The sequence below is a fragment of the Synechococcus sp. CBW1108 genome (genome assembly GCF_015840335.1).
GTDB lineage: Bacteria > Cyanobacteriota > Cyanobacteriia > PCC-6307 > Cyanobiaceae > Cyanobium_A.
The window spans coordinates 303,121-321,911 of sequence record NZ_CP060395.1 but is presented as its reverse complement, the minus strand read 5'-3'; the positions used below and the strand labels follow the sequence as shown (position 1 = coordinate 321,911).

Below are 18,791 nucleotides of genomic sequence, written 5' to 3'. Positions count from 1 at the left end.
ACCCTTCCTTCTGCCACTTGCCGCAGCAGACTGGAGGCCGCCCATAACCCTCAAACGGCGGTAGTCGATTTAACTAATCTGGCGCTTATGCCTCCGTTACCCCCTCAATGCGGTCTTCGATCTCCTGGTAGATCTCCTGGAGTTGGGCGATGTTTTCGTCGCTGGTTTCCCAGTAGCCGCGGCCATTAACTTCCAGCAGGGTGCCCACGATGCGGCGGAAGCTGTGGGGATTGAGGTCCATCAGCCGCTTGCGCATCTCCGGGTCATTTATGAAGGTGTCATTGGCATCCTCATATACGAAATTGTCCACCGCGCCACTGGTTGCACTCCAACCCAGGGTGAAGTTGAGTCTTTTGGCCACCTCCCGCACGCCCTCATAGCCGCTTTTGAGCATGCCCTCATACCACTTGGGGTTGAGCAGCTTGGTGCGTGAATCGAGGCGGATAGTTTCGCTCAGGCTTCGCACCTGGGCGTTGGCTGTGGTGGTGTCGGCGATATAGCTGGCCGGGGCCTTGCCGTCGTCGCGCAGGCCCGCAATCAGCTTGGTGGGATCGGAATCGAAGTAGTGACTCACATCGGTGAGCGAGATTTCGGCGGAGTCCAGGTTTTGGAAGGTAACATCGGCCGTCTTCATGGCTGATTCAAACACTTCGCGGTTTTGATTCATCTCCCCCGGGTTGTCGGCATTGAAGGCAAAGGTTTTGCGGGAGAGATACATCTCCTGCAATTCATCCTCCTGTTCCCAGGTGCTGTTCTCCACCGCCAGGTTGACGTTGGAGCTGTAGCTGCCGCTGGCATTGGAGAAAACCCGTGTAGCCGCATCCCTCAGGGAAACGCCCTGGGCTGTCGCCTGCTCAAGGGCGTGGCGGCGCACGAAGTTCATATCCAGGGGCTCATCGGCCTCAGCTGCCATCTTCACGCCCTGGTCAATCAGGCCCATCTGGTTGATGAAGAGGTCGCGGAATACCCCACTGCAGTTCACCACCACATCGATGCGGGGCCTGCCCAGCTCCTCAAGGGTGATCAGCTCCAGCTTGTTTACCCGGCCTAGAGAGTCGGCCACGGGCCGCACGCCGATAAACCAGAGGATCTGGGCCAGAGATTCGCCGTAGGTCTTGATGTTGTCGGTGCCCCAGAGCACGCAGGCGATTGTTTCGGGCCAGGCCCCCTGTTCCGCCTTCTGGCGCTCGATCAGCCGATCCACCACCACCTTGGCGGCCGCAATCGCTGCTCTGGTGGGGATCGACTGGGGATCGAGGGCGTGGATGTTTTTGCCGCTGGGCAGCACGCCGGGGTTGCGGATCGGGTCACCACCGGGGCCAGGCAGCACGTATTCGCCATCTAGGGCCTTGAGCAGGCTCTCCATTTCCATGTCGGCGCAGATCTGCTCGAGGCAGAAGCGCAGGTAGCCAAACAATTTGTCGAGTTCGGCCTGATCCACCCCTGGGAAGCCAGCCGCGCGGCAGGAACTCAGCCAGGGGCTGGGCAGCTGGAAACCGAAGCGCTCCAGCAGGGCGAACAGCCAGGCGAAGTTCTGGCGCAGGGTTACCCGGCCATCGGCGCCGGTGACGGCCTTCACCATCGAAGCCACCGCCGCACGGCACACCTCGGTGATGACGCGGTTGAGCTCCACATCGGCGAGCACGCCGGCGTCATTGCCCTTGTAGATGTCGCCGATCGTGCGGCCCCGGCTCTCGGCCAGCAGGGCCGGCAGGGAACGCAGGCCGTCTTCGTCTCTCTCCAGGGCAGCGATGTTCACCAGGGTGGCGATCGCCTCCTCCGCGGTGGGGGGCTTGCCGATCGTGTGCAGGCCGCAGGGCAGCAGGCGGCTTTCGATCTCCATCAGCTGGCGGTACACCGCACCCACTACGGAATCCCTTGCGTCCAGGTTCAACTGGGCCGCATCCAGCTCGGGCAGGCTTACGTCTTTGTCGAGGTTGCACTGGCGCGCCGTTTCGACGATTGCGTTGACGATCTGCACACCGCGGGAACTTTCCCGCAGCTGCTGGTAGGACCCCACAAGTTCGCCCATCTCCTTGAGACCCCGATACAGGCCGGCGTTTTCTGCCGGTGGGGTGAGATAGCTGATCGTGGAGGCGTAGCCCCGCCGCTTGGCGATCGTCGCCTCGCTCGGGTTATTGGCCGCGTAGTAATAGAGGTTTGGCAGGGCACCGATCAGGGAATCGGGGTAGCAGGTTTCGCTCATGCCCATCTGCTTGCCGGGCATGAACTCCAGCGAGCCATGGGTGCCGAAGTGCAGCACCGCATCGGCCTGCCACACCTTCTCCAGATAGGTGTAGTAGGCGGCAAAACCGTGGTGGGGGCTGGCACTGCGGGAGTAGAGCAGCCGCATCGGGTCGCCCTCATAGCCAAAGGTGGGCTGCACGCCTACAAACACATTGCCGAAGTGGCGGCCGTAGATCAGCAGGTTGGTGCCGTCGGAATTGAGGTTGCCCGGGGGGTTGCCCCAGTTCTCCTCCAGCCGCTCGGAATAGGGGGTGAGCTGCTCGTATTCGGTCACGCTCATGCGGTGGGCGATCGAGAGCTCCGGGGCCCCTTGAAGCGCTTCTGGGTCGTTGATCACCGCCTCCATCAGGGCCTTGGCAGTGGGCGGCAGGTTCTGCACGTCGTAGCCCTTGAGCTTCATCTCCTCCAGCACCCGGTGGATCGAACCGAACACATCCAGGTAGGCGGCGGTGCCCACGTTGCCCTTGTCTGGCGGGAAGCTGAATACGGTGATGGCCAGCTTCTTTACGGCCCGGGGCTTTACCCGCAGCGAGGCCCAGCGGATCGAGCGTTCGGCGATGGCCTCCACCCGGTCTTGGAGGGTGTGGGCCTTGCCGGTGGCGTCGTCGCGGCCGCTGAGCACGATCGGCTCGATGGCGCCATCGAGCTCGGGGATGGCGATCTGCAGGGCCACCTGCACCGGATGCAGGCCCAGGTCGCTCTCCTCCCACTCCTGGGTGGTCTGGAACACCAGCGGCAGGGCCACCATGTAGGGGCGGTTGAGCTTCTGGAGCACCTCTATCGCCTTGGGGTGGTCCTGGCGGGCCGGGCCTCCCACCAGGGCAAAGCCGGTGAGCGACACCACCCCATCGACGAGGGGCACATCGGGGTTGAGCGGGTCGTAGAAGAAGGCATTCACCGGCTTGGTGAAATCGAGGCCGCCGCAGAACACCGGGATCACGCGGGCGCCGCGGTATTCCAGTTCCTGGATGATCGCCACGTAGTGGGCCTCATCGCCGGTAACGATGTGGCTGCGCTGCAGCACCAAGCCGATCAGCGGACCCTGGAGCGCCTTTTCGCTGAGATCGGTGCGACTGGAGGTCCAGTTGAGGTATTCCTTGAGGTCGGTGAACATCACCGGCGCCAGGGGGTGCCAGATGCCCAGGTCGGGGAACACCTCGGGCTCGGCCACCACCACGGCGGCCCGATCGCTGTCAGCCCGGGGGAAGACGTATTTGTCGGCCAGCATCAACAGGAAGTTGCGCAGGTTGTCTGGCGTGCCGCCCAGCCAATACTGGAAACTGAGCATGAAGGAGCGGGCGTCCTGGGCCTTCTCCACCGGCAGATATTTGAGAACGGTTGGCAGGGTATTGAGCAGCTTCAACATCGCGTCCTGGAAGCCGGCGCCACCGGCCTCCTTGCGCTTTTTCATGAAGCTGGCGATGGCGCTCTTGCTCTGGCCCAGCTGGGCCATCGAGAAGGTACCGAGCTTGTTGAGTCGCATCACCTCCGGCATGGAGGGGAACACCACGGCGGCCTTGAGCCGGTCGCGGTGGGGGGCAACGGCCTCGACCACTTTCTGGGCCAGGTCTTCGATGAAAATCAGCGAGGCGATGAACACGTCCGCTGCGGCCACATCGGCCTGGAAGTCGGCGTAGTTCTGGGGGTCGCGCAGTTCCTCGATCAGGTAACCGCTCAGCTCGATCGCCAGGGGACCGTTCTGGTCGTTGAGCGAGTTGGCCGCCTGGGTGAGGGCGTGCTGGTACTGGGGTTCGAGCACCACATACACGGCCTTCATCACGGCCCGGCCGTTCACCTCACCGGGGCTGATGCGGCGGTTGGTGGAGCGAACCTGCGTGAACATGGGCAACTGGACTGATCCCAGGGAATCTACGGAGCTCCCTGACCTGATGCGACCGCTGGCCAGGCCTGCGCGGCACACATAGGCTCGACCCCACTACCTGCGCTCGCCATGGCTCCTGCCCCTGCCCCCGCTGCCCCGATCCCCGTGGTGGTGGCCGGAGCCCTGGGCCGCATGGGCGCAGAGGTGATCAAGGCCCTCCATGCCGCGCCCGACTGCCAGCTCGTGGCAGCGATCGACACCACCTCCGGCAAGGAGGGCGCCGATGTGGGCCTGGAGCTCGGCCTGGGGGAGCTCCAGGTGGCGATTACCAGCGATTTTGAGGGGGCCCTCTGCCAGGCCAGCCAGGCCGCCCGCAGCGGCGGGGCTGCCGTGCTGGTGGATTTCACCCACCCCTCGGTGGTCTACGAGCACAGCCGCGGCGCCATCGCCTACGGGGTGCACCCGGTGATCGGCACTACCGGTCTCTCGAGCGAGCAGCTGGCCGATCTGGCTGCGTTTGCCGAGAAGGCGGGGGTGGGTGGGGCCGTGATCCCCAACTTCTCAGTCGGCATGGTGCTGCTGCAGCAGGCCGCTGCCGCCGCCGCCCGCTTCTACGACTACGCCGAACTCACCGAGCTGCACCACAACCGCAAGGCCGATGCCCCCAGTGGCACCTGCATCAAGACCGCCGAGCTGATCGAGGAGCTGGGCAAAGCCTTCAACCCCCAGCAGGTGGAGGAGCACGAAACCCTGGCGGGCTGCCGCGGTGGGCTGCGCGAGAGCGGTCTGCGGCTCCATTCGATTCGCCTGCCGGGCCTGGTGGCCCACCAAGAGGTGCTGTTTGGCGCGCCCGGGGAGACCTACACCTTGCGCCACGACACGATCGAACGCTCCGCTTACATGCCGGGGGTTCTGCTCACCGTGCGAAAGGTGCGCCAGCTGGGTGGGCTGGTGTATGGCCTGGAGCGGCTGTTGTGAAGAGGCCTGAGCCCACACTGGCCCCATGCTGATTCCCCTGCGCCCCGGCGAGCTCCCCCGCCTGATCCCGGCGGTCGCCACCGGCCCCCAGTTCAATGCCTGCACTGGCAATCCCCGCAAGGTGCTGCAGAGGGTGCTGATCTCCGTGATCGGCGCCGTGATCGCCCTGCTGATCAGCCAGACCCTGCTGTTCTCCAGCCAGTTTGGGCCCGTGTTCCTGATGGTGGGAGTGGTTTTTGCCCTCTACCTGCTCTGGGGCCCGATCCTGGAGGCCGGCCAGAAGAACGCGACCCTGCGCCGCTACCCGGCGGCCGCCCTGTTTGAAGGGGAGATAGCTGATCTCTATACCCGCGAGATTGTTGAGGATCGGCGCGAACAGGCCAATAACAGCGGTCGCCTGGAGCTGGTGGAAAACCGCCGCACCTGGCTCACCCTCGAGCTGGAGGACGAGCAGGGCTATCTCGGCAAGGTGCGCTTCCCCTTTGACAAGAAGAAACACCAGAAGATCCGCGCCGGCATGGTGGTGCGGGTGCTGGTGCTCAGTGAGCGCAAGGATTTCTCCCAGGTGGGGGCGATCACCGATGCCTGGCTACCCCAGTTGAAGCTGTGGGTGGGGGAATACCCCTTCCTGTTGCGCCCAGCCTTTGAGGAGCTCTGCCTCAAAAGATTCCGCTGAGGGTTTTCGCAGAGAGGTTTGCAGAGCCTGGGCGCCGATCCGCCCAGGCTCTGCAATAATGCGTTACAATTTCGACAGCAACCTCACATTAGAGCCCCGATGACCCAGGCCACTCCCGCAGTCACCGCTGCCACCATCAGGGGCGCCACCGTCACCACCGAAGACGGGGGCCGCCTCAATGCCTTCGCCACCGAGCCCCGGATGGAAGTGGTCTCCAGCGAAAGCGGCTGGGGCTTCCACGAGCGCGCTGAAAAGCTCAACGGCCGCATGGCCATGCTCGGTTTCATTGCCCTGCTGATCACCGAATTTGCCCTGGGCGGCGAATCCTTCACCCGCGGTCTGCTCGGCATCGGCTGAGCTCAGCTAAATCCCTGCCCAGTTTCAGCTTGAGCCGCAGTGAATGAGCTGCGGCTTTTTTGTGCTCCCACCCGGGCTGATCAGCCTGTCGCCATGGTCCATCCCAATCCGGTTTTCCGGGCCCAGGTGCTGGGGGCCGGTCCCACCGGTGCCCTGGCGGCCCTGGCGCTCGCCCGGGCCGGCTGGCAGGTGCGCATCTGTGATCCCCTGCCGGCCTCGGCCCTGCTGGAGCGCAACCGCGCCTATGCCTTCAGCCACTCCAGCCAGCGATTGCTCTCCCAAATGGGGCTGTGGAGCTCCCTGGAGCAGGTCATGGTTCCTTTTCGCCGCCTGGAGCTGGTTGACCTGGCTGTTGAGCGCCAGGTGGGCTTCACCCCGGCTGATCTTGGCCCGGGCCCGGCAAACGCCCCCCCCTCAGCCACCCTTTCATCCACCGCAGTGGGTTGGATAGCCCAGCATCAGCAGCTTCTGCCGCCCTTGCTGGCGGCCCTTGCGGCCGATCCCGCCGTGGTTCTCGAGCTGGGCTCTCCACCGGCCCAGTCGTCCCTGCCGCCGCCAGATCTGGTGGTTGCCGCCGACGGCCCCCACTCCCCCAGCCGGGCGGCCCTGGGAATCGGCGCCCTGCACTGGGCCTACTCCCAGAATTGCCTTACCTGTCTGGTGCAGCTGCGCGGCAGCGCCAACGACCAGGCCTGGGAGCTGTTGCGGCCCGAGGGGCCCTTTGCGGTGCTGCCCCTGGGAGACGGCATATTCCAGCTGGTCTGGAGTGCGCCGGCCCGCCGCTGCCGCCAGCTGGAGAGCCTTGGCGATGGGGCTTTCCTTGACGCCCTGGCTGGCGCCCTGCCGGATGGGCTCCAGCCCGATGCCCTGCTGGATGCCCCCCGGGCCTATCCGGCGGGCCTGCTGCTGGCCCACAGCCTGCATCGAGGCCGCACCGTGCTGGTGGGCGAGAGCGGCCATCGCTGCCATCCGGTAGGCGGACAGGGGCTCAACCTCTGCTGGCGTGACGTGGCCCAGCTCCAGCGTCTGGCGGGGCAGGTGGTGGCTGGCCGGTTGGCGGTGGAGCGGCTACCTGCGGCCTATGGCCGCCGCCGCTGGCCCGACCTGCTGCTCACCCTGCTGGCTACCGACCTGTTGGTAAGGCTCTTCTCCAACCGTTCGCCCCTGCTTCTGCCCATCCGCCACCTGGCCCTGGTGCTTTTGGCTCGCCTGCCACCTCTGAGGCAGCTGGCCCTGGCGGCGATGACCCACGGACCTTGCCAGCTGTTGCGCCAATGACCAGCATGAATTGCACGTGGCCCCCTAGCCCAAGGTGATCAGCACCCCTTCCCTGCCCCCCCCCTCCCAGGAGATGGTGCGCCTGTTGCGGCATCAGTTCGGGCTGAGTGAGAGTGCCCTGGAGCTCGGTCTGCGCCAGGCCCAGCAGGAGCTGGCACCCCTGCCGGTGGTGCTCTGGCGCTACGGGCTGATCAGCCTCGAGCAATTTGACACCCTGATCGGCTGGCAGGACCAGCTGTAGGTGACCAGCTCTAGATAATCAGCTGTAGATGATCAGCGATTCGACCGGCTGCTGCTGGGGCAATTTGCGGCGGCCCTCGAGGGCCGCCAGCTCGGCCACGAAGCCGAAGCCGCAGAGCTCGCCGCCGGCCGCCTGCACCAGTTCGGCGCAGGCGGCGGCGGTGCCGCCGGTGGCCAGCAGGTCGTCGATGATCAGCACCCTGGAGCCGTCGGCCAGGGCGTCGCTGTGGATCTCCAGGCGGTCGCTGCCGTATTCCAGGGCGTAATCGACACCGGTGACCTTGCCGGGCAACTTGCCTGCCTTGCGCACCGGCACGAAGCCCAGGCGGACGGCAGTGGCCAGGGCGGTGCCGACGATGAAGCCCCGCGACTCAATGCCGACGATCAGCTCTGGCTGCAGCCGCTCGCACACCGCGCCCAGCTGACGGATCACCTCCTGCCAGCCGGCGGGGTCGCGCATCAGTGGCGTCAGGTCGCGAAACAGGATGCCGGGCTTGGGGAAATCGGGCACATCCCGCACGAGTTCCCGCAGGTCTGGGGTCATGGACGTGACGGGGGGGGGCACTTGCTGGCATCATCGCAGCCATGTCCCTGGACCCAACCGCGCCGGAACCCAGCGCCCGGCTTCCCCGCCGCGGCCTGGAGCGCCTCGACCTGCTTCTGCTCAGCGTGGAGGCCCTCGACCTCAACGGCGGCGAGTCGATGGTGTGGATGAGCGAGCAGATGGGCTTCACCAAGCTCTTCCCCAACCGGGTGGAACTCTGGAAGCGGCGCTGCACCAATCCCCTGCGCCGCACCACCCGCCGCGATGGCCTCGACCCGGTGGAAACCGACGCCTTGATCCGCATTCTCTGTTCCCTGGCCGACCGCCTCTACCCCCTGCTGCGCGGCCTGCTCACCAGCGCCGAGCCTGCCGAGGTGCTCAGCCAGCGCTGGGACCTGTTCCGCGGCCGCCTGTTGGAGCTGATCCGCGAGCGCATGAACCCCCGCCGTGGCGGCGTGCAACTCTTGCTCGACCCCGATGCCGGCGCCCGCCAGGCCCGCCAGCTGGTGCAGGCCCTTGCCCTTGGCGCGGGCGCGGGCGGGTTTGAGCGCCTGCGGGCCAGCCTCCTGGACGCCCAGCCATGAATCTGCCCAGGCCATGAAACAGTCCCTTCAATACGACCAACTCAGCTGTCGCCTGCGGGTGGAGGGTCTGCCGGATGTGTCCATGGGCCAGGGTGCCGGGGCCCTCGGCATCATCACGGGCTGGAGCCTGCAGTGGGCCGGTCGCCCCGCGTTGGAGGGCCGCAAGGAGCACCTGCTAGCCCTGATGCAGGTGGTGTTGCCCTACGCCCGCTATTTGATCAGCGGCGTGCCCCGCCGCTTTGGGGCCGACCCCACGCCGGTCGAGATTGGCCCCAACCCTGGCAGGGGCCACCTGCTGCTGCTGCGCAGCAGCCAGGCCGATACGCCCCCGTTACAGCTAGAACTCGACGATGCCGAGCTAGCCGATCTGGTGCGGGTGCTCGATCAGTTGCGCCTTGATCCCCGCCTGCAGTTGCAGCTTGAGCTGCCCTCGCCCCTGCCCCTCAGGGCCCGGGAGCTGCTGGAACGCCGGCCCCTGGCCCAGCGCCTGGCCGCCCCGCTGGGGGGGGTGCTGGCCCTGGGGCTGGCAGCTGGATTGGGCCTGCTGCTTCCCGAACCCAAGCCTGTGGCCCCACCCACGGCCAACCCCAGCGCGGTCCAGCAGCCCCCTTCTTGACTTTGGCGCCGGCCTGGTCACACTGAAGTTGTTCCAGCCTGGTCCATGCCGAAGCTGAGTTGGTCAGAGCTACGGATTCGGGTTGCCCGGCTAGGCGCCAGCCTTGGGGTGGTGGTGCGCAGTGATCCGGAGGTCTGCGGGCTCAGTGGCGAAGACTTTCGCCTCTCCCTCCACCATGGCGGCCACGGGGATTGCACCGTGGCCGATCTTTCCCTGATCGATTGCCCCAATGAGCTGGTGCTGATTGAATTCGAGCGCTGGATGCGCGGTGCCGGCTACGTCCTAGAGATATGAAGTCAGGCCGTCGCCGCGAGAAGCAGCTTTATGTCAGCGGCAAGCCCGCTAAGACCAGGCGGCGGGTATTTAGGGGCCGCCAGCTCCAGGCCCGGTTGCGCCAAGTCGGCACTTCCTTCCTGCTGGGCGGCACTGGGGTAGGCCTCATCCTTGCCCTGTTGCAGGTGCCGGATCGGTTTGACACCTTTTTGGTGCTCAGCAAAGCCCTGGTCAATCTGATCGAAGGCGTCAAGCAGGCGCTCTGGGGCGTTCTGCAGTTGCTTTCCGTGCTTCTGCTGGTACTTGCGGCGGCGGCGGCGGTCGCTTTGGTGGTGTTGGCTCTGATTCGCCTGATTCAGGCCCTCTGGCCCCAGCCACCAGCTCGTCCCTGAGCGGACACCTAGCCATGTAGGCGCTGTATCCAGAAACCTGCCAGCTGGTAGGAGCTCCAGAGGAAGGCTGCCAGGAACAACCAGTTCAGCCAGGCAGGCCGCTGGGGCTTCTCGGGAATCATGATCCGTTTCGGGAGATCGCTAGCCAGGATCGCAGCAACGTGTCGCTTTGGCAGGAACTTGCGGGATAGGGCCGGTGCTTGTTTAAATTATGCCCCTTAAGACTTCGGAAGGGGCCTGGCGATGGGCAACCCAATCAGTCGGGAGCTTTTCCTAGAGCGGGCCAGATTTCGCTTTGGCAATCAATATGATTACGCTGAGATCATTTATAAAAGCTACAAGACACCGGTGCGAATTCGCTGCACCACCCATCCGGTAAAGCAGATTTCGATTACCCCTGAAAAGCATCTGCAAACCACCGGTGGCTGCAAATACTGTCTGCGTGAAATGCGCATTGCCAGCCTGGAGAGGGAGTTGAATCGGGCTAGCCCCGCCCGCAGGGAACTAGTTGCTCTGCTGGAACAGCCTCTGGACCAGTCTCTGGATCAGTCTCTGGACCAGACGCTGGATCAGCCGCTTATTCAGCAGCCGGAGCCCCAGCCCGCGCCGGTATTCCATAAAGAAAAATAACAATCACGCCCTTATGTGGCCTTTGCTGCAATTGGCCTGCTCCGCAAGCGGTAGGCCTAGCATGAGTAATGGATAGTTTCCCGTGACCAATGTGGTGGCAATTCCAGCGGATGGGCAGGCCGGCAAGAAGAAAAAGAGCTTGAAAAAGAAGTTAAAAGAGGCCAAAAAGAACCCGGCTGCCCATGCTAAAGCAGGTAAATCTAGGCCTGACAGCCCGAGCGATCGCTATTTCCCCTCGCCAATCTTTGATGATTTTTCTGTCAATTCGGAGGGCAAGAAAACCAGGCTCGATCGCAAGCTATATGAAAAAGAATTGGCCCGGCTCCAGGTGGAGTTGGTCAAGATGCAGTACTGGATCAAGCACACTGGCTATCGCATCATCCTGCTCTTTGAAGGACGGGACGCCGCTGGTAAGGGCGGAACGATCAAGCGGATAACCGAGCCCCTCAACCCCCGCGGTTGCAGGGTAGTAGCCTTGGGCACACCCTCGGATCAGCAGAAGACCCAGTGGTATTTCCAGCGCTATGTGGAGCACTTCCCCTCCGCTGGCGAGATTCTGCTCTTCGATCGCAGCTGGTATAACCGCGCCGGGGTGGAAAACGTGATGGGCTTCTGCACGCCCCAGCAGGTTGAGGAGTTCAGGCAATCCTGTCCAGAATTTGAGCGCATGCTGGTGCGCAGCGGCATCACGTTATTGAAATACTGGTTCTCGGTCAGTGATGAGGAGCAGGAAGCCCGCTTCCGCTCCCGCCTTGAAGACCCAGCCCGGCGCTGGAAGCTAAGCCCAATGGATCTGGAGTCCCGTGATCGCTGGGTTGAGTTTTCCAAAGCGAAGGACGAGATGTTCGCCCACTCCAACATTCCTGAAGCCCCCTGGTTCACGGTTGAGGCTGACGACAAGCGCCGTGCCCGTCTCAACTGCATCCAGCACCTGCTCAGCAAGGTTCCCTATGTGGACATGACTCCTGAGCCGATCGAACTGCCCCCCCGCCTGGGCGGTGGCGACTACCAGAGGCCCCCGCTGAATGAACAGTTTTTTGTGCCCAACTGCTACCCCTAGACATGGCCGCACTTGGCCCCCAAGGGTAAGTCCAGGCGGTAGGCGTAAAGAATCGCAAATCTGTCGCGACAGTCACAGCGCCATTGCCGGCTAACGGCTGCAGTGGTTATTTCCTGCCCTGGCCCCGTGATAAGCCCCATGGTCAGTTCTGACCTCGCACTGATCACCCTCGAGGACGGACGCGCCTCCTACAAGGGCACTTGGAGCTTGATTCTGAATCCAGGCAAGAAGTTGGCTGCGATCCACACCACCTTCCAGTCTGGTCAGGGACTGGGGTGTGTGATCGAGCAGCTCGACTTTCAGGCTAAGGAGACCGCAGTTGAGTTTCTGCGCCACCTACTGCTGCACAACTGGCAGCTGGGCGATGTTAAAAGTGAGGCCGAGCCCTTGTTGTTAGGTCTCGCCACCTAGTCACCCCGCCCCTAGGCCAATGAATTCGATGAGCGCCGCCGATGCGTTTGCTGCAGTAGCCCTGGCAGCTGTTTGTTGGGATGGTGTTTTATCGATGGCTGGCTCCAGATCCCTGCGCCATGCCCTCGATTACCGCATGCCATTTCGTGACTATGACGAAGCCCAGATGATGCAATTGTTGGACTCCCTGCTCAAGCAATTGCGGGAAAAAGGAGCCCAGCATCTAATGGTTGATGGCGCTGCAATGTTAAATGCCAGACAGCGGGGCGCCGCTTTTGCCGTGGCGGCAGAAATAATGCGCTCCGATGGCCCCCTGCAGGATGATGAACAAAATATCTTGATCAATCTCGCTGCTGTTCTGGAGCTCGATAGCGCCCTTAGCTCCGAAATCCTCAGGGTGATGGATATTCTCCACGCGGAGATTGAGTGTGAAGGCTAGTAGCTAGATTTATGCCCCCTTAGGCCTGCCAACTCCATGCATGAGCCGGCAGCGGCAGCCGCCCCATCCTCGCCCTCGCCGCGTTTGACCAGCAAACGGGGGCTGGATCTGCTCCGGGATCCCGCACTGAATCAGGGCACCGCTTTTGCGGCGCCCCAGCGCCTTGCCTTTGGGCTCGAGGGGCTATTGCCGCCCCAGGTTGAGAGCCTGGCCCTGCAGGTGCAGCGCAGTTGGGCCGCTTTCTGCCAGCTGGAGGCCCCCCTGGAGCGATACGCCTTTGTGGAGGGGTTGCGCCGCAGCAACCTGGTGCTCTTTCACCGCTTCCTCAGCGACCACCTCGAAGCGGTGCTGCCGATCGTCTACACCCCCACCGTGGGGGCAGTGATTCAGGACTTCAGTCGCAGTTACCGCACCCCCATCGAGGGTCTATTCATCAGTGCCGACCAACGGGGTCGCCTGCGCCAGGTGCTGCGCAATGGCATCAATGGCCCCATCGATCTGGTGCTCGTCACCGATTCAGAGGGGATCCTTGGCATCGGAGATCAGGGGGTGGGAGGAATCCACATCTGCCAGGGCAAGCTGGCCGTCTACACCCTCTGCGCAGGCCTCAACCCGGAGCGGGTGCTGGCGGTCGCCCTCGATGTGGGCACCAATCGGCCCAGCCTGCTGGCCGATCCCCTCTACCCCGGCCTGCACCAGCGCCGCCTGGCAGGGGCTGACTACCTGGGCTTCGTCGATGAGTTCGTTGAGGCCGTCCAGCTGGAGTGTCCAGGCGCTTGCCTGCACTGGGAAGACTTCGGCACCAGCCATGCCCGCCAGCTGCTGGAGCGCTACCGCGACAAGCTGCCGAGCTTCAACGACGACATCCAGGGCACCAGCGGCGTGGTCAGTGCGGCGGTGCTGGCGGCCTGCCAGGGGCTGGGCCAGACCCTGGCAGACCAGCGCATCGTGGTGTTCGGTGCGGGCACTGCTGGCTGCGGTATTGCCGAGGGCCTGCTGCGCCTGCTGCAGAAGGCCGGCCTGAGCCCCGGGCAGGCCGGCGAGCGGATCTGGGCGGTGGATCGGGATGGTCTGCTGGTGCAGGGGATGGCGGGTCTAAATCCCGGCGCCGCCGCCCTGGCCCGGGATCCCCAGGAGCTGGGCGATTTTGGCCGCAATCGCGAGGGCCAGATTGACCTGGCCGCCGTGGTGGCCCAGGTGCACCCCACCGTCTTGATCGGCACTTCAACCGTGGCGGGGGCCTTCAGCCGAGAGCTGGTGGAGGAGATGGCCCGCCACTGCGCCCACCCGGTAATCCTGCCCCTCTCCAACCCCACCAGCCTGGCGGAGGCAGTCCCTGCCGACCTGCTCGCCTGGACCGGTGGTCGGGCCCTGGTGGCGACTGGCAGTCCCTTTGCGCCTGTTGAGCTGCCGGGGGGGCGGCGGGTGATCGGTCAGTGCAACAACTGTTTCCTGTTTCCCGGGCTGGGCTTTGCCACGGTGGCCCTGGGCCTGCGGGCCATCAGCGACGGGATGATCGATGCGGGGCTGCAGGCCCTGGCGGAGTGGATCCCCGCCAGCCGCAATCCGATGGCCCCTCTGATGCCATCCCTGGGCGATGGCGCGGCGGTGGCCGCTGCGGTGGCCCAGGCCGTGGCCAGCGCAGGCGTCCGGGAGGGGCTGGCCCGCGAAGGGATCAGCCAAGAGCAGGTGCCCCTGCTGCTGCAGCAGGCCCGCTGGCTGCCGACTTATCCGCCCCTGGCGAGCAGCGCTGACCAGCTACATATTCCGTAGCATTTGGCCACGCTGAGGCCTGCGATGCCCTGGACTGCTGCCGACATTCCCGACCAGTCTGGTCGTCTGGCCCTGATCACTGGCGCCAGCAGTGGTCTGGGGCTGGAGACTGCCCGGGCCTTGGTGCGCCGCGGTGCCACGGTGGTGCTGGGCTGCCGCAGCCGTCAGCGCTCTGAACAGGCCCGCGCCTCCCTGCTGGCCGACGAGGCGAGCGGTGCGATCGATCTGCTCGATCTCGACTTGGCCGATCTGGTCTCGGTGCGGGCCGCGGCCCGCGCCCTGGCCGATCGCTATGGCCGCCTTGACCTTCTGATCAACAACGCCGGCGTGATGGGCCTGCCCCGCAGCCTTACTAGTGATGGTTTTGAGATGCAATTTGGGGTGAACCATCTGGGCCACTTCGCCCTGACCATGGCCCTGCTGCCGCTGTTGCGAGCTCGCCCCGCGAGCCGGGTCGTGACCGTGACCTCCGGGGCCCAGTATTTCGGGCGCATCGCCTTTGACGATCTGCAGGGGGAGCGCCGCTATGACCGCTGGGCCGCCTATGGCCAGAGCAAGCTGGCCAATGTGATGTTCGCCCTGGAGCTGCAGCAGCAGTTGCTGGCCGCCGGTGCTGATGTGCTTTCGCTGGCCGCCCATCCCGGCATCGCCCGCACCAACCTGCAGCCCGCTTCGGTGGCTGCCAGCGGCTCCTGGTTTGAACCCCTGGCCTATCGAGTCATGGGTCCACTGATGCAGAGCTCCGCCATGGGGGCCCTGCCCCAGCTCTTTGCTGCCACGGCGCCCGCTGCCCGGCCCGGGGGCCACTACGGCCCCGACCAGCTGGGGGGAATGCGCGGCCACCCCAAGGAGGTGCCTGTGGCCCCTGCCGCCACTGATGGCCAGCAGCGCCTGAAGCTGTGGCAGCTGAGCGAGCAGCTCACGGCACCTCCCACCAGCTGAGAATTGCTATGGCTGAAATTGGTAACTGGGCTGTAAGTGATAACCGGGCCGTAGAGGTTGCCCTTGCCATGTTGGAGCAGGACGGCTGCTGGCTGATGCAGCTGCGCGACGACATTCCCGGCATCGTTGCCCCCGGCTGTTGGGGCCTGTTCGGGGGCCATCTGGATCCGGGTGAAACAGCGGAGCAGGCCCTGCAGCGTGAGTTGTTGGAGGAGATCGGTTGGCAGGCGGACCTGCTCCACTACGCCATGGAGCACCGCAACCCCAGGCGCCGGGCCCATGTCTTCTGCGGCCAGCTAACAGTGCCTTTGGCGCAGCTGCAGCTGCTGGAGGGTCAGGACAAGGCCCTGGTGTCGCCGCAAGAATTGCTCAGCGGCTCGATCTGGAGCCCAAGGCTGCAGGGCCACCGTCCCCTGGCCGATGGATTGGCCGAGGTGATGCAGAGGTTTTTTGCGGCCCCAGCAGGACCCGCCTACTCCTGAGCCCCCAGCCCTGAGCCCCCAGGTTCGACTCGAGCGCCGGCCCCAGGGGGGAGCGGGGATGTCAGGGCTTTCAAATTATTGCGGCATATTGTCAAAAGTACTGTTTTGCTGGTACCAGATCAACCCAGCGACCGTGACCTTCCACTCAGGATCAATCATCGGTCTCCGCTCCAAGCCTGATGCGCTCTACCAGGTGGTCAACCTGGATGAGGTCTCCGGTTCAGCCTGGGTCAGGCGTTGGCCATTGAGCCGCCATCGGTTTCCCACCTTTTTGGTTCCCCACGCCGAGATCACGCCCGTCGACCAGGGCAACCTGCGATGATCACGCCGATTTTTCTGGTGCTCACCAGGCTGATCCGTTCGGCCTGGACTGCCGCCCTCACGCTGGCCTGCATCGCAACCTGCCTCGAATGCGCCGCCCAGCTGAGTGCCTTCAGCTAACTCCCTTCAGCTGAGCTTTGGCCGCCGGCGCAGCTCTTTGAGCCCGGCCCAACCCAGTCAGGGCCAGGCTGTGAAACTCACCGGTTCATATTTGGCTATCGAGATGCGCCAGGCCCTGCTCACAAGGCCCTGCAGACTGTCAAGCAATACCTGGGTTTCACCCCCGGAGAGCCAGCTTGCTTTCAGTAGCGGCAGCTGCTCACTCATCACCTCCATAGGTATTTCCACCAGCAGCAAACTGGCATCCGCCGCCGCCCTCTGCAGGGGGCCTTCATCGCTGCGCTGCCAGAGGCGCAGCAGCAGGTCCAGCGCCAGGCTGCGGCCGGCCTCGCCGGGGTCAGAAGCCTCTAAAGCAGCTGCAGCCTGGGATTTCCCGATGAGTGGCAGGGCGCGCTTACCTGAGATCTCAACGAGCGCAAGGGCAACCAGATAGGGAGCGTCGGCCATCGAACCAATCCTTCAGGGCCGCCCCAGCCTGCCTGATCGCGTCAAAGCAGCCGATCGGCAGAACATTCGGGGTGTGGCATGGCTACATTCACTGAGCCAATCCAGCCCCATCACTCGGGTGTGTGTTTCATGGCCACCATCGGAGACCAGCTCCAGACCTATCGCACCGCCCTCGCCGAGGCCCAGGCCAAGGGTGATCAGGCGATCGCGCGCAAGATCGAACAGCAAATCAAAGACCTAGAGGATTTCCAGCAACGCCACCCCGATGAGGCCGTTGCGCCCTCACCGCTGGAGGTGTTCTGCGACCTCAACCCCTCGGACATCAACTGCCTCGTCTACGACGACTGAGTAGCAATTGCTTCCCGGTCAGGATTCGCAACTCCTAGGGTTGGCTTGGCCCCCTTCGCCTCCCCAGCCAGGGTCAACCGCAGCCAGGTCAACCGCAGGAGAATGGATCTCACCCAATTTCTGACCAATGGCGGCCATGGGGCCCAGGAGGAAGGGTTGGAGTCGATTGAGATTCCTGGCCGCATTGCGGTGGCGGCAAAGGGTCGCTTCATGCTGCGGGCCCTTTGCCGCAGCTTCGGGGGCTACTCCCGGATCACCTGTGCGGTCACCGATCAACAGAGCTGTCTCGATTACCTGGCTGTGGAAGCTGGGGATCCTTACCAACTGCTGATCTGCACCGACTACCTCGAGAGCGGCAGCGGTTTTGACCTGGTGCGCCAGGCACGGGAGCTCCACCCCCGCATCCATGCCGTGGTGTTAGCCCTGGGGGATTCGATCCCTGCCGAATGCCTTGATGCCCCCTGGTTGGAGGCCGTTGTGGCAGAAGCTGACTTTGTCGATGACCAGCAACCACTGCAGGCCGCGGTGATGGCGGTGCTGGGCGGCCACTCCTACCGCAGCCCCTCCCTGCGCACGGGCATCCTGCCCTACCTGAGTTGCCCCCGGCTAACGCCGCGGGAATACGAGGTGCTCGACCTGCTCGCCAGTGGCCTCAGCGATCGCCAGATCGCCAAACGGCTTGTAGTCAGTGATGAAACGGCCCACACCTACACCAAGCGGCTGCTGCAGACCCTCAACGTGCACAACCGGCTGCAGGCCGTGCTCAAAGGAATGCGCTGCGGCATGGTTCAAATCTGATAGTTCAAATCTGACTGTTCCCCCTTGGGGGCATCCATTGCTGGCCCTTTCAGGCAGATTGATGCCCATCCCAGACCAAGATGGAGTCGCATGGCCTTGATTCAGCGTCAAACGCCCTATCCCCACTGGGAATTCAGCGATTCGGCCACGGGGGACCTGCTGCGGATCGTGCCCGACCGCGGCGGCCTGATCAGCGGCTGGCGCTGCGCCGGCCATGAGGTTGTTTACCTCGATCTGGAGCGCTTTCTCGACCCTGCTCAATCGGTGCGGGGTGGATTCCCGGTGCTGTTCCCGATCACCGGCGGTCTGCCGGGCAATCTGCTGCCCTTGCCCCAGGGTGAATTCAGTCTCGGCCAGCATGGCTTCGCCAGGCAGATGCCCTGGCAGCTGGAGCCCCTCGCCGATGGACTGGGGGTCCAGCTGCAGTTGTCAGATAACCCCGAAACGCTGAAGGCCTATCCGTTCAACTTTCTGCTCAGCATGGAGGTGCGGCTGGCGCCAGGGGCGCTGGAGATCAGCACGGTGGTGCAAAACCGGAGCAGCGAAGTGATGCCGTTCAGCTTCGGGCTGCACCCCTACTTCAACCTTTCCAGCCTGGAGACGGTGCGGTTTGAGGGCTTACCTCCCCAGTGTCTCAACCACCTCACCATGGAGGGGGCCTCCAGTGCCGAACAGATGGAACGGTTGGCCAGTGGCATCGACCTGCTGGTCAAACCCACAGGTTCGGTGCGGCTGGTGGATACTGGCGCCGGCACTAGCCTTGAGCTCCAGCTCAGCCACCCGCTGGATCTGGTGGTGCTCTGGACGGAGCCGCCCCGGCCGATGGTGTGCATGGAACCCTGGAGTGGGCCGCGTCAGGCCCTGATCAGCGGGGATCGCAAGCTCGAATTGAGCCCGGGCGCCAGCACCAGGCTCGGAACTCGCTATGCCTTTACGGCATCAACAGGTTCCTGAGTTCAACTGCCCCCAAACGGGGGCTTCACGCAATTGGGGGTGCTGGTCGAATCTGCATG

General features: G+C 64.2%; 24 protein-coding genes. 21 read left to right on the top strand and 3 right to left on the bottom strand.

All coding sequences use genetic code 11. The features are described 5' to 3' along the window. Window positions 1-85: 85 nt before the first annotated feature. On the bottom strand, window positions 86-4,090 hold the full coding sequence (locus H8F27_RS01705) for a magnesium chelatase subunit H (RefSeq protein ID WP_197153292.1): 4,005 nt from the start codon (window positions 4,088-4,090) through the stop codon (window positions 86-88). 108 nt (window positions 4,091-4,198) lie between these two features. Here H8F27_RS01705 and dapB point away from each other — a divergent pair, with 108 nt between their 5' ends. The 5 genes from dapB (at window position 4,199) to H8F27_RS01680 (ending at window position 7,599) form a co-directional block, all read left to right on the top strand. Further along, complete coding sequence (gene dapB, locus H8F27_RS01700; RefSeq protein WP_197150759.1) at window positions 4,199-5,047, top strand: 4-hydroxy-tetrahydrodipicolinate reductase; 849 nt, start codon at window positions 4,199-4,201, stop codon at window positions 5,045-5,047. A gap of 25 nt (window positions 5,048-5,072) precedes the next feature. Continuing rightward, complete coding sequence (locus tag H8F27_RS01695; RefSeq protein WP_197150757.1) at window positions 5,073-5,723, top strand: hypothetical protein; 651 nt, start codon at window positions 5,073-5,075, stop codon at window positions 5,721-5,723. 99 nt (window positions 5,724-5,822) lie between these two features. Then, window positions 5,823-6,080 (top strand): high light inducible protein, encoded by a 258-nt coding sequence (locus tag H8F27_RS01690; protein ID WP_197150755.1) that lies wholly within the window; start codon window positions 5,823-5,825, stop codon window positions 6,078-6,080. A 93-nt stretch (window positions 6,081-6,173) separates the two neighbouring features. Next, window positions 6,174-7,358, top strand: a complete 1,185-nt coding sequence (locus tag H8F27_RS01685) for an FAD-dependent monooxygenase (protein ID WP_197150753.1) — start codon at window positions 6,174-6,176, stop codon at window positions 7,356-7,358. 34 nt (window positions 7,359-7,392) lie between these two features. After that, complete coding sequence (locus tag H8F27_RS01680; protein ID WP_370594455.1) at window positions 7,393-7,599, top strand: DUF2949 domain-containing protein; 207 nt, start codon at window positions 7,393-7,395, stop codon at window positions 7,597-7,599. An 18-nt stretch (window positions 7,600-7,617) separates the two neighbouring features. Here H8F27_RS01680 and H8F27_RS01675 read toward each other — a convergent pair whose 3' ends face one another. After that, window positions 7,618-8,142, bottom strand: coding sequence for an adenine phosphoribosyltransferase (locus H8F27_RS01675; protein WP_197150750.1), 525 nt, complete (start codon window positions 8,140-8,142; stop codon window positions 7,618-7,620). Between the two features lie 41 nt (window positions 8,143-8,183). Between H8F27_RS01675 and H8F27_RS01670 the strand changes: the two genes are divergently transcribed. The 13 genes from H8F27_RS01670 to H8F27_RS17905 all read left to right on the top strand — a co-directional run bounded on the left by H8F27_RS01670 (window position 8,184) and on the right by H8F27_RS17905 (window position 16,185). Beyond that, window positions 8,184-8,726: a DUF3038 domain-containing protein gene (locus H8F27_RS01670; RefSeq protein WP_197150747.1), complete on the top strand. Its 543-nt coding sequence runs from the start codon at window positions 8,184-8,186 to the stop codon at window positions 8,724-8,726. A gap of 13 nt (window positions 8,727-8,739) precedes the next feature. After that, window positions 8,740-9,342: a DUF4335 domain-containing protein gene (locus H8F27_RS01665; protein ID WP_197150744.1), complete on the top strand. Its 603-nt coding sequence runs from the start codon at window positions 8,740-8,742 to the stop codon at window positions 9,340-9,342. A 45-nt stretch (window positions 9,343-9,387) separates the two neighbouring features. Then, window positions 9,388-9,636, top strand: coding sequence for a hypothetical protein (locus H8F27_RS01660; protein ID WP_197150741.1), 249 nt, complete (start codon window positions 9,388-9,390; stop codon window positions 9,634-9,636). Continuing rightward, complete coding sequence (locus H8F27_RS01655) at window positions 9,633-10,007, top strand: hypothetical protein (protein ID WP_197150729.1); 375 nt, start codon at window positions 9,633-9,635, stop codon at window positions 10,005-10,007. The genes H8F27_RS01660 and H8F27_RS01655 overlap by 4 nt, the downstream gene beginning before the upstream one ends. A gap of 243 nt (window positions 10,008-10,250) precedes the next feature. Then, on the top strand, window positions 10,251-10,637 hold the full coding sequence (locus H8F27_RS01650) for a hypothetical protein (RefSeq protein WP_197150726.1): 387 nt from the start codon (window positions 10,251-10,253) through the stop codon (window positions 10,635-10,637). Window positions 10,638-10,878: 241 nt separating this feature from the next. Beyond that, entirely contained in the window at window positions 10,879-11,697 is an 819-nt protein-coding gene (ppk2, locus tag H8F27_RS01645) for a polyphosphate kinase 2 (RefSeq protein ID WP_231596617.1), read from the top strand. 138 nt (window positions 11,698-11,835) lie between these two features. Beyond that, the gene (locus H8F27_RS01640) at window positions 11,836-12,108 is read left to right on the top strand and encodes a hypothetical protein (protein WP_197150724.1); all 273 of its coding nucleotides are present in this window, start codon (window positions 11,836-11,838) and stop codon (window positions 12,106-12,108) included. 28 nt (window positions 12,109-12,136) lie between these two features. After that, the gene (locus H8F27_RS01635) at window positions 12,137-12,547 is read left to right on the top strand and encodes a tellurite resistance TerB family protein (RefSeq protein ID WP_197150721.1); all 411 of its coding nucleotides are present in this window, start codon (window positions 12,137-12,139) and stop codon (window positions 12,545-12,547) included. 36 nt (window positions 12,548-12,583) lie between these two features. Beyond that, window positions 12,584-14,320 (top strand): NAD-dependent malic enzyme, encoded by a 1,737-nt coding sequence (locus tag H8F27_RS01630; protein ID WP_197150718.1) that lies wholly within the window; start codon window positions 12,584-12,586, stop codon window positions 14,318-14,320. Window positions 14,321-14,344: 24 nt separating this feature from the next. Further along, window positions 14,345-15,262, top strand: a complete 918-nt coding sequence (locus H8F27_RS01625) for an oxidoreductase (RefSeq protein ID WP_197150715.1) — start codon at window positions 14,345-14,347, stop codon at window positions 15,260-15,262. Window positions 15,263-15,270: 8 nt separating this feature from the next. Next, window positions 15,271-15,744, top strand: coding sequence for an NUDIX hydrolase (locus H8F27_RS01620; RefSeq protein WP_197150705.1), 474 nt, complete (start codon window positions 15,271-15,273; stop codon window positions 15,742-15,744). 133 nt (window positions 15,745-15,877) lie between these two features. Continuing rightward, on the top strand, window positions 15,878-16,066 hold the full coding sequence (locus H8F27_RS01615) for a hypothetical protein (RefSeq protein WP_197150695.1): 189 nt from the start codon (window positions 15,878-15,880) through the stop codon (window positions 16,064-16,066). Further along, window positions 16,063-16,185 carry a hypothetical protein gene (locus H8F27_RS17905; RefSeq protein WP_255015659.1) on the top strand — a complete coding sequence of 41 codons (123 nt, stop codon included), beginning with the start codon at window positions 16,063-16,065 and terminating at the stop codon, window positions 16,183-16,185. The genes H8F27_RS01615 and H8F27_RS17905 overlap by 4 nt, the downstream gene beginning before the upstream one ends. A 57-nt stretch (window positions 16,186-16,242) precedes the next feature. Here H8F27_RS17905 and H8F27_RS01610 read toward each other — a convergent pair whose 3' ends face one another. Continuing rightward, window positions 16,243-16,632, bottom strand: coding sequence for a hypothetical protein (locus tag H8F27_RS01610; protein ID WP_197150693.1), 390 nt, complete (start codon window positions 16,630-16,632; stop codon window positions 16,243-16,245). A gap of 78 nt (window positions 16,633-16,710) precedes the next feature. Between H8F27_RS01610 and H8F27_RS01605 the strand changes: the two genes are divergently transcribed. From H8F27_RS01605 to H8F27_RS01595, 3 genes are all read left to right on the top strand, one after another. Continuing rightward, on the top strand, window positions 16,711-16,980 hold the full coding sequence (locus H8F27_RS01605; RefSeq protein WP_231596446.1) for a CP12 domain-containing protein: 270 nt from the start codon (window positions 16,711-16,713) through the stop codon (window positions 16,978-16,980). A gap of 102 nt (window positions 16,981-17,082) precedes the next feature. Next, on the top strand, window positions 17,083-17,778 hold the full coding sequence (locus H8F27_RS01600; RefSeq protein ID WP_197150691.1) for a response regulator transcription factor: 696 nt from the start codon (window positions 17,083-17,085) through the stop codon (window positions 17,776-17,778). 90 nt (window positions 17,779-17,868) lie between these two features. Beyond that, window positions 17,869-18,732 carry a galactose mutarotase gene (locus tag H8F27_RS01595; protein ID WP_197150689.1) on the top strand — a complete coding sequence of 288 codons (864 nt, stop codon included), beginning with the start codon at window positions 17,869-17,871 and terminating at the stop codon, window positions 18,730-18,732. Window positions 18,733-18,791: the final 59 nt, after the last annotated feature.

Excerpts from the sequence above, each read along its gene's own strand:
- H8F27_RS01610 (WP_197150693.1), bottom strand. The coding sequence starts at position 16,632 with ATGGCCGACGCTCCCTATCTGGTTGCCCTTGCGCTCGTTGAGATCTCA.
- H8F27_RS01635 (WP_197150721.1), top strand. The coding sequence starts at position 12,137 with ATGAGCGCCGCCGATGCGTTTGCTGCAGTAGCCCTGGCAGCTGTTTGT.
- H8F27_RS01660 (WP_197150741.1), top strand. The coding sequence starts at position 9,388 with ATGCCGAAGCTGAGTTGGTCAGAGCTACGGATTCGGGTTGCCCGGCTA.
- H8F27_RS01675 (WP_197150750.1), bottom strand. The coding sequence starts at position 8,142 with ATGACCCCAGACCTGCGGGAACTCGTGCGGGATGTGCCCGATTTCCCC.
- H8F27_RS17905 (WP_255015659.1), top strand. The coding sequence starts at position 16,063 with ATGATCACGCCGATTTTTCTGGTGCTCACCAGGCTGATCCGTTCGGCC.
- H8F27_RS01655 (WP_197150729.1), top strand. The coding sequence starts at position 9,633 with ATGAAGTCAGGCCGTCGCCGCGAGAAGCAGCTTTATGTCAGCGGCAAG.
- H8F27_RS01600 (WP_197150691.1), top strand. The coding sequence starts at position 17,083 with ATGGATCTCACCCAATTTCTGACCAATGGCGGCCATGGGGCCCAGGAG.
- H8F27_RS01685 (WP_197150753.1), top strand. The coding sequence starts at position 6,174 with ATGGTCCATCCCAATCCGGTTTTCCGGGCCCAGGTGCTGGGGGCCGGT.
- H8F27_RS01630 (WP_197150718.1), top strand. The coding sequence starts at position 12,584 with ATGCATGAGCCGGCAGCGGCAGCCGCCCCATCCTCGCCCTCGCCGCGT.
- H8F27_RS01670 (WP_197150747.1), top strand. The coding sequence starts at position 8,184 with ATGTCCCTGGACCCAACCGCGCCGGAACCCAGCGCCCGGCTTCCCCGC.
- H8F27_RS01640 (WP_197150724.1), top strand. The coding sequence starts at position 11,836 with ATGGTCAGTTCTGACCTCGCACTGATCACCCTCGAGGACGGACGCGCC.
- H8F27_RS01705 (WP_197153292.1), bottom strand. The coding sequence starts at position 4,090 with ATGTTCACGCAGGTTCGCTCCACCAACCGCCGCATCAGCCCCGGTGAG.
- H8F27_RS01620 (WP_197150705.1), top strand. The coding sequence starts at position 15,271 with ATGGCTGAAATTGGTAACTGGGCTGTAAGTGATAACCGGGCCGTAGAG.
- H8F27_RS01625 (WP_197150715.1), top strand. The coding sequence starts at position 14,345 with ATGCCCTGGACTGCTGCCGACATTCCCGACCAGTCTGGTCGTCTGGCC.
- H8F27_RS01695 (WP_197150757.1), top strand. The coding sequence starts at position 5,073 with ATGCTGATTCCCCTGCGCCCCGGCGAGCTCCCCCGCCTGATCCCGGCG.
- H8F27_RS01665 (WP_197150744.1), top strand. The coding sequence starts at position 8,740 with ATGAAACAGTCCCTTCAATACGACCAACTCAGCTGTCGCCTGCGGGTG.
- H8F27_RS01595 (WP_197150689.1), top strand. The coding sequence starts at position 17,869 with ATGGCCTTGATTCAGCGTCAAACGCCCTATCCCCACTGGGAATTCAGC.
- dapB (WP_197150759.1), top strand. The coding sequence starts at position 4,199 with ATGGCTCCTGCCCCTGCCCCCGCTGCCCCGATCCCCGTGGTGGTGGCC.
- H8F27_RS01605 (WP_231596446.1), top strand. The coding sequence starts at position 16,711 with ATGGCTACATTCACTGAGCCAATCCAGCCCCATCACTCGGGTGTGTGT.
- H8F27_RS01690 (WP_197150755.1), top strand. The coding sequence starts at position 5,823 with ATGACCCAGGCCACTCCCGCAGTCACCGCTGCCACCATCAGGGGCGCC.
- H8F27_RS01650 (WP_197150726.1), top strand. The coding sequence starts at position 10,251 with ATGGGCAACCCAATCAGTCGGGAGCTTTTCCTAGAGCGGGCCAGATTT.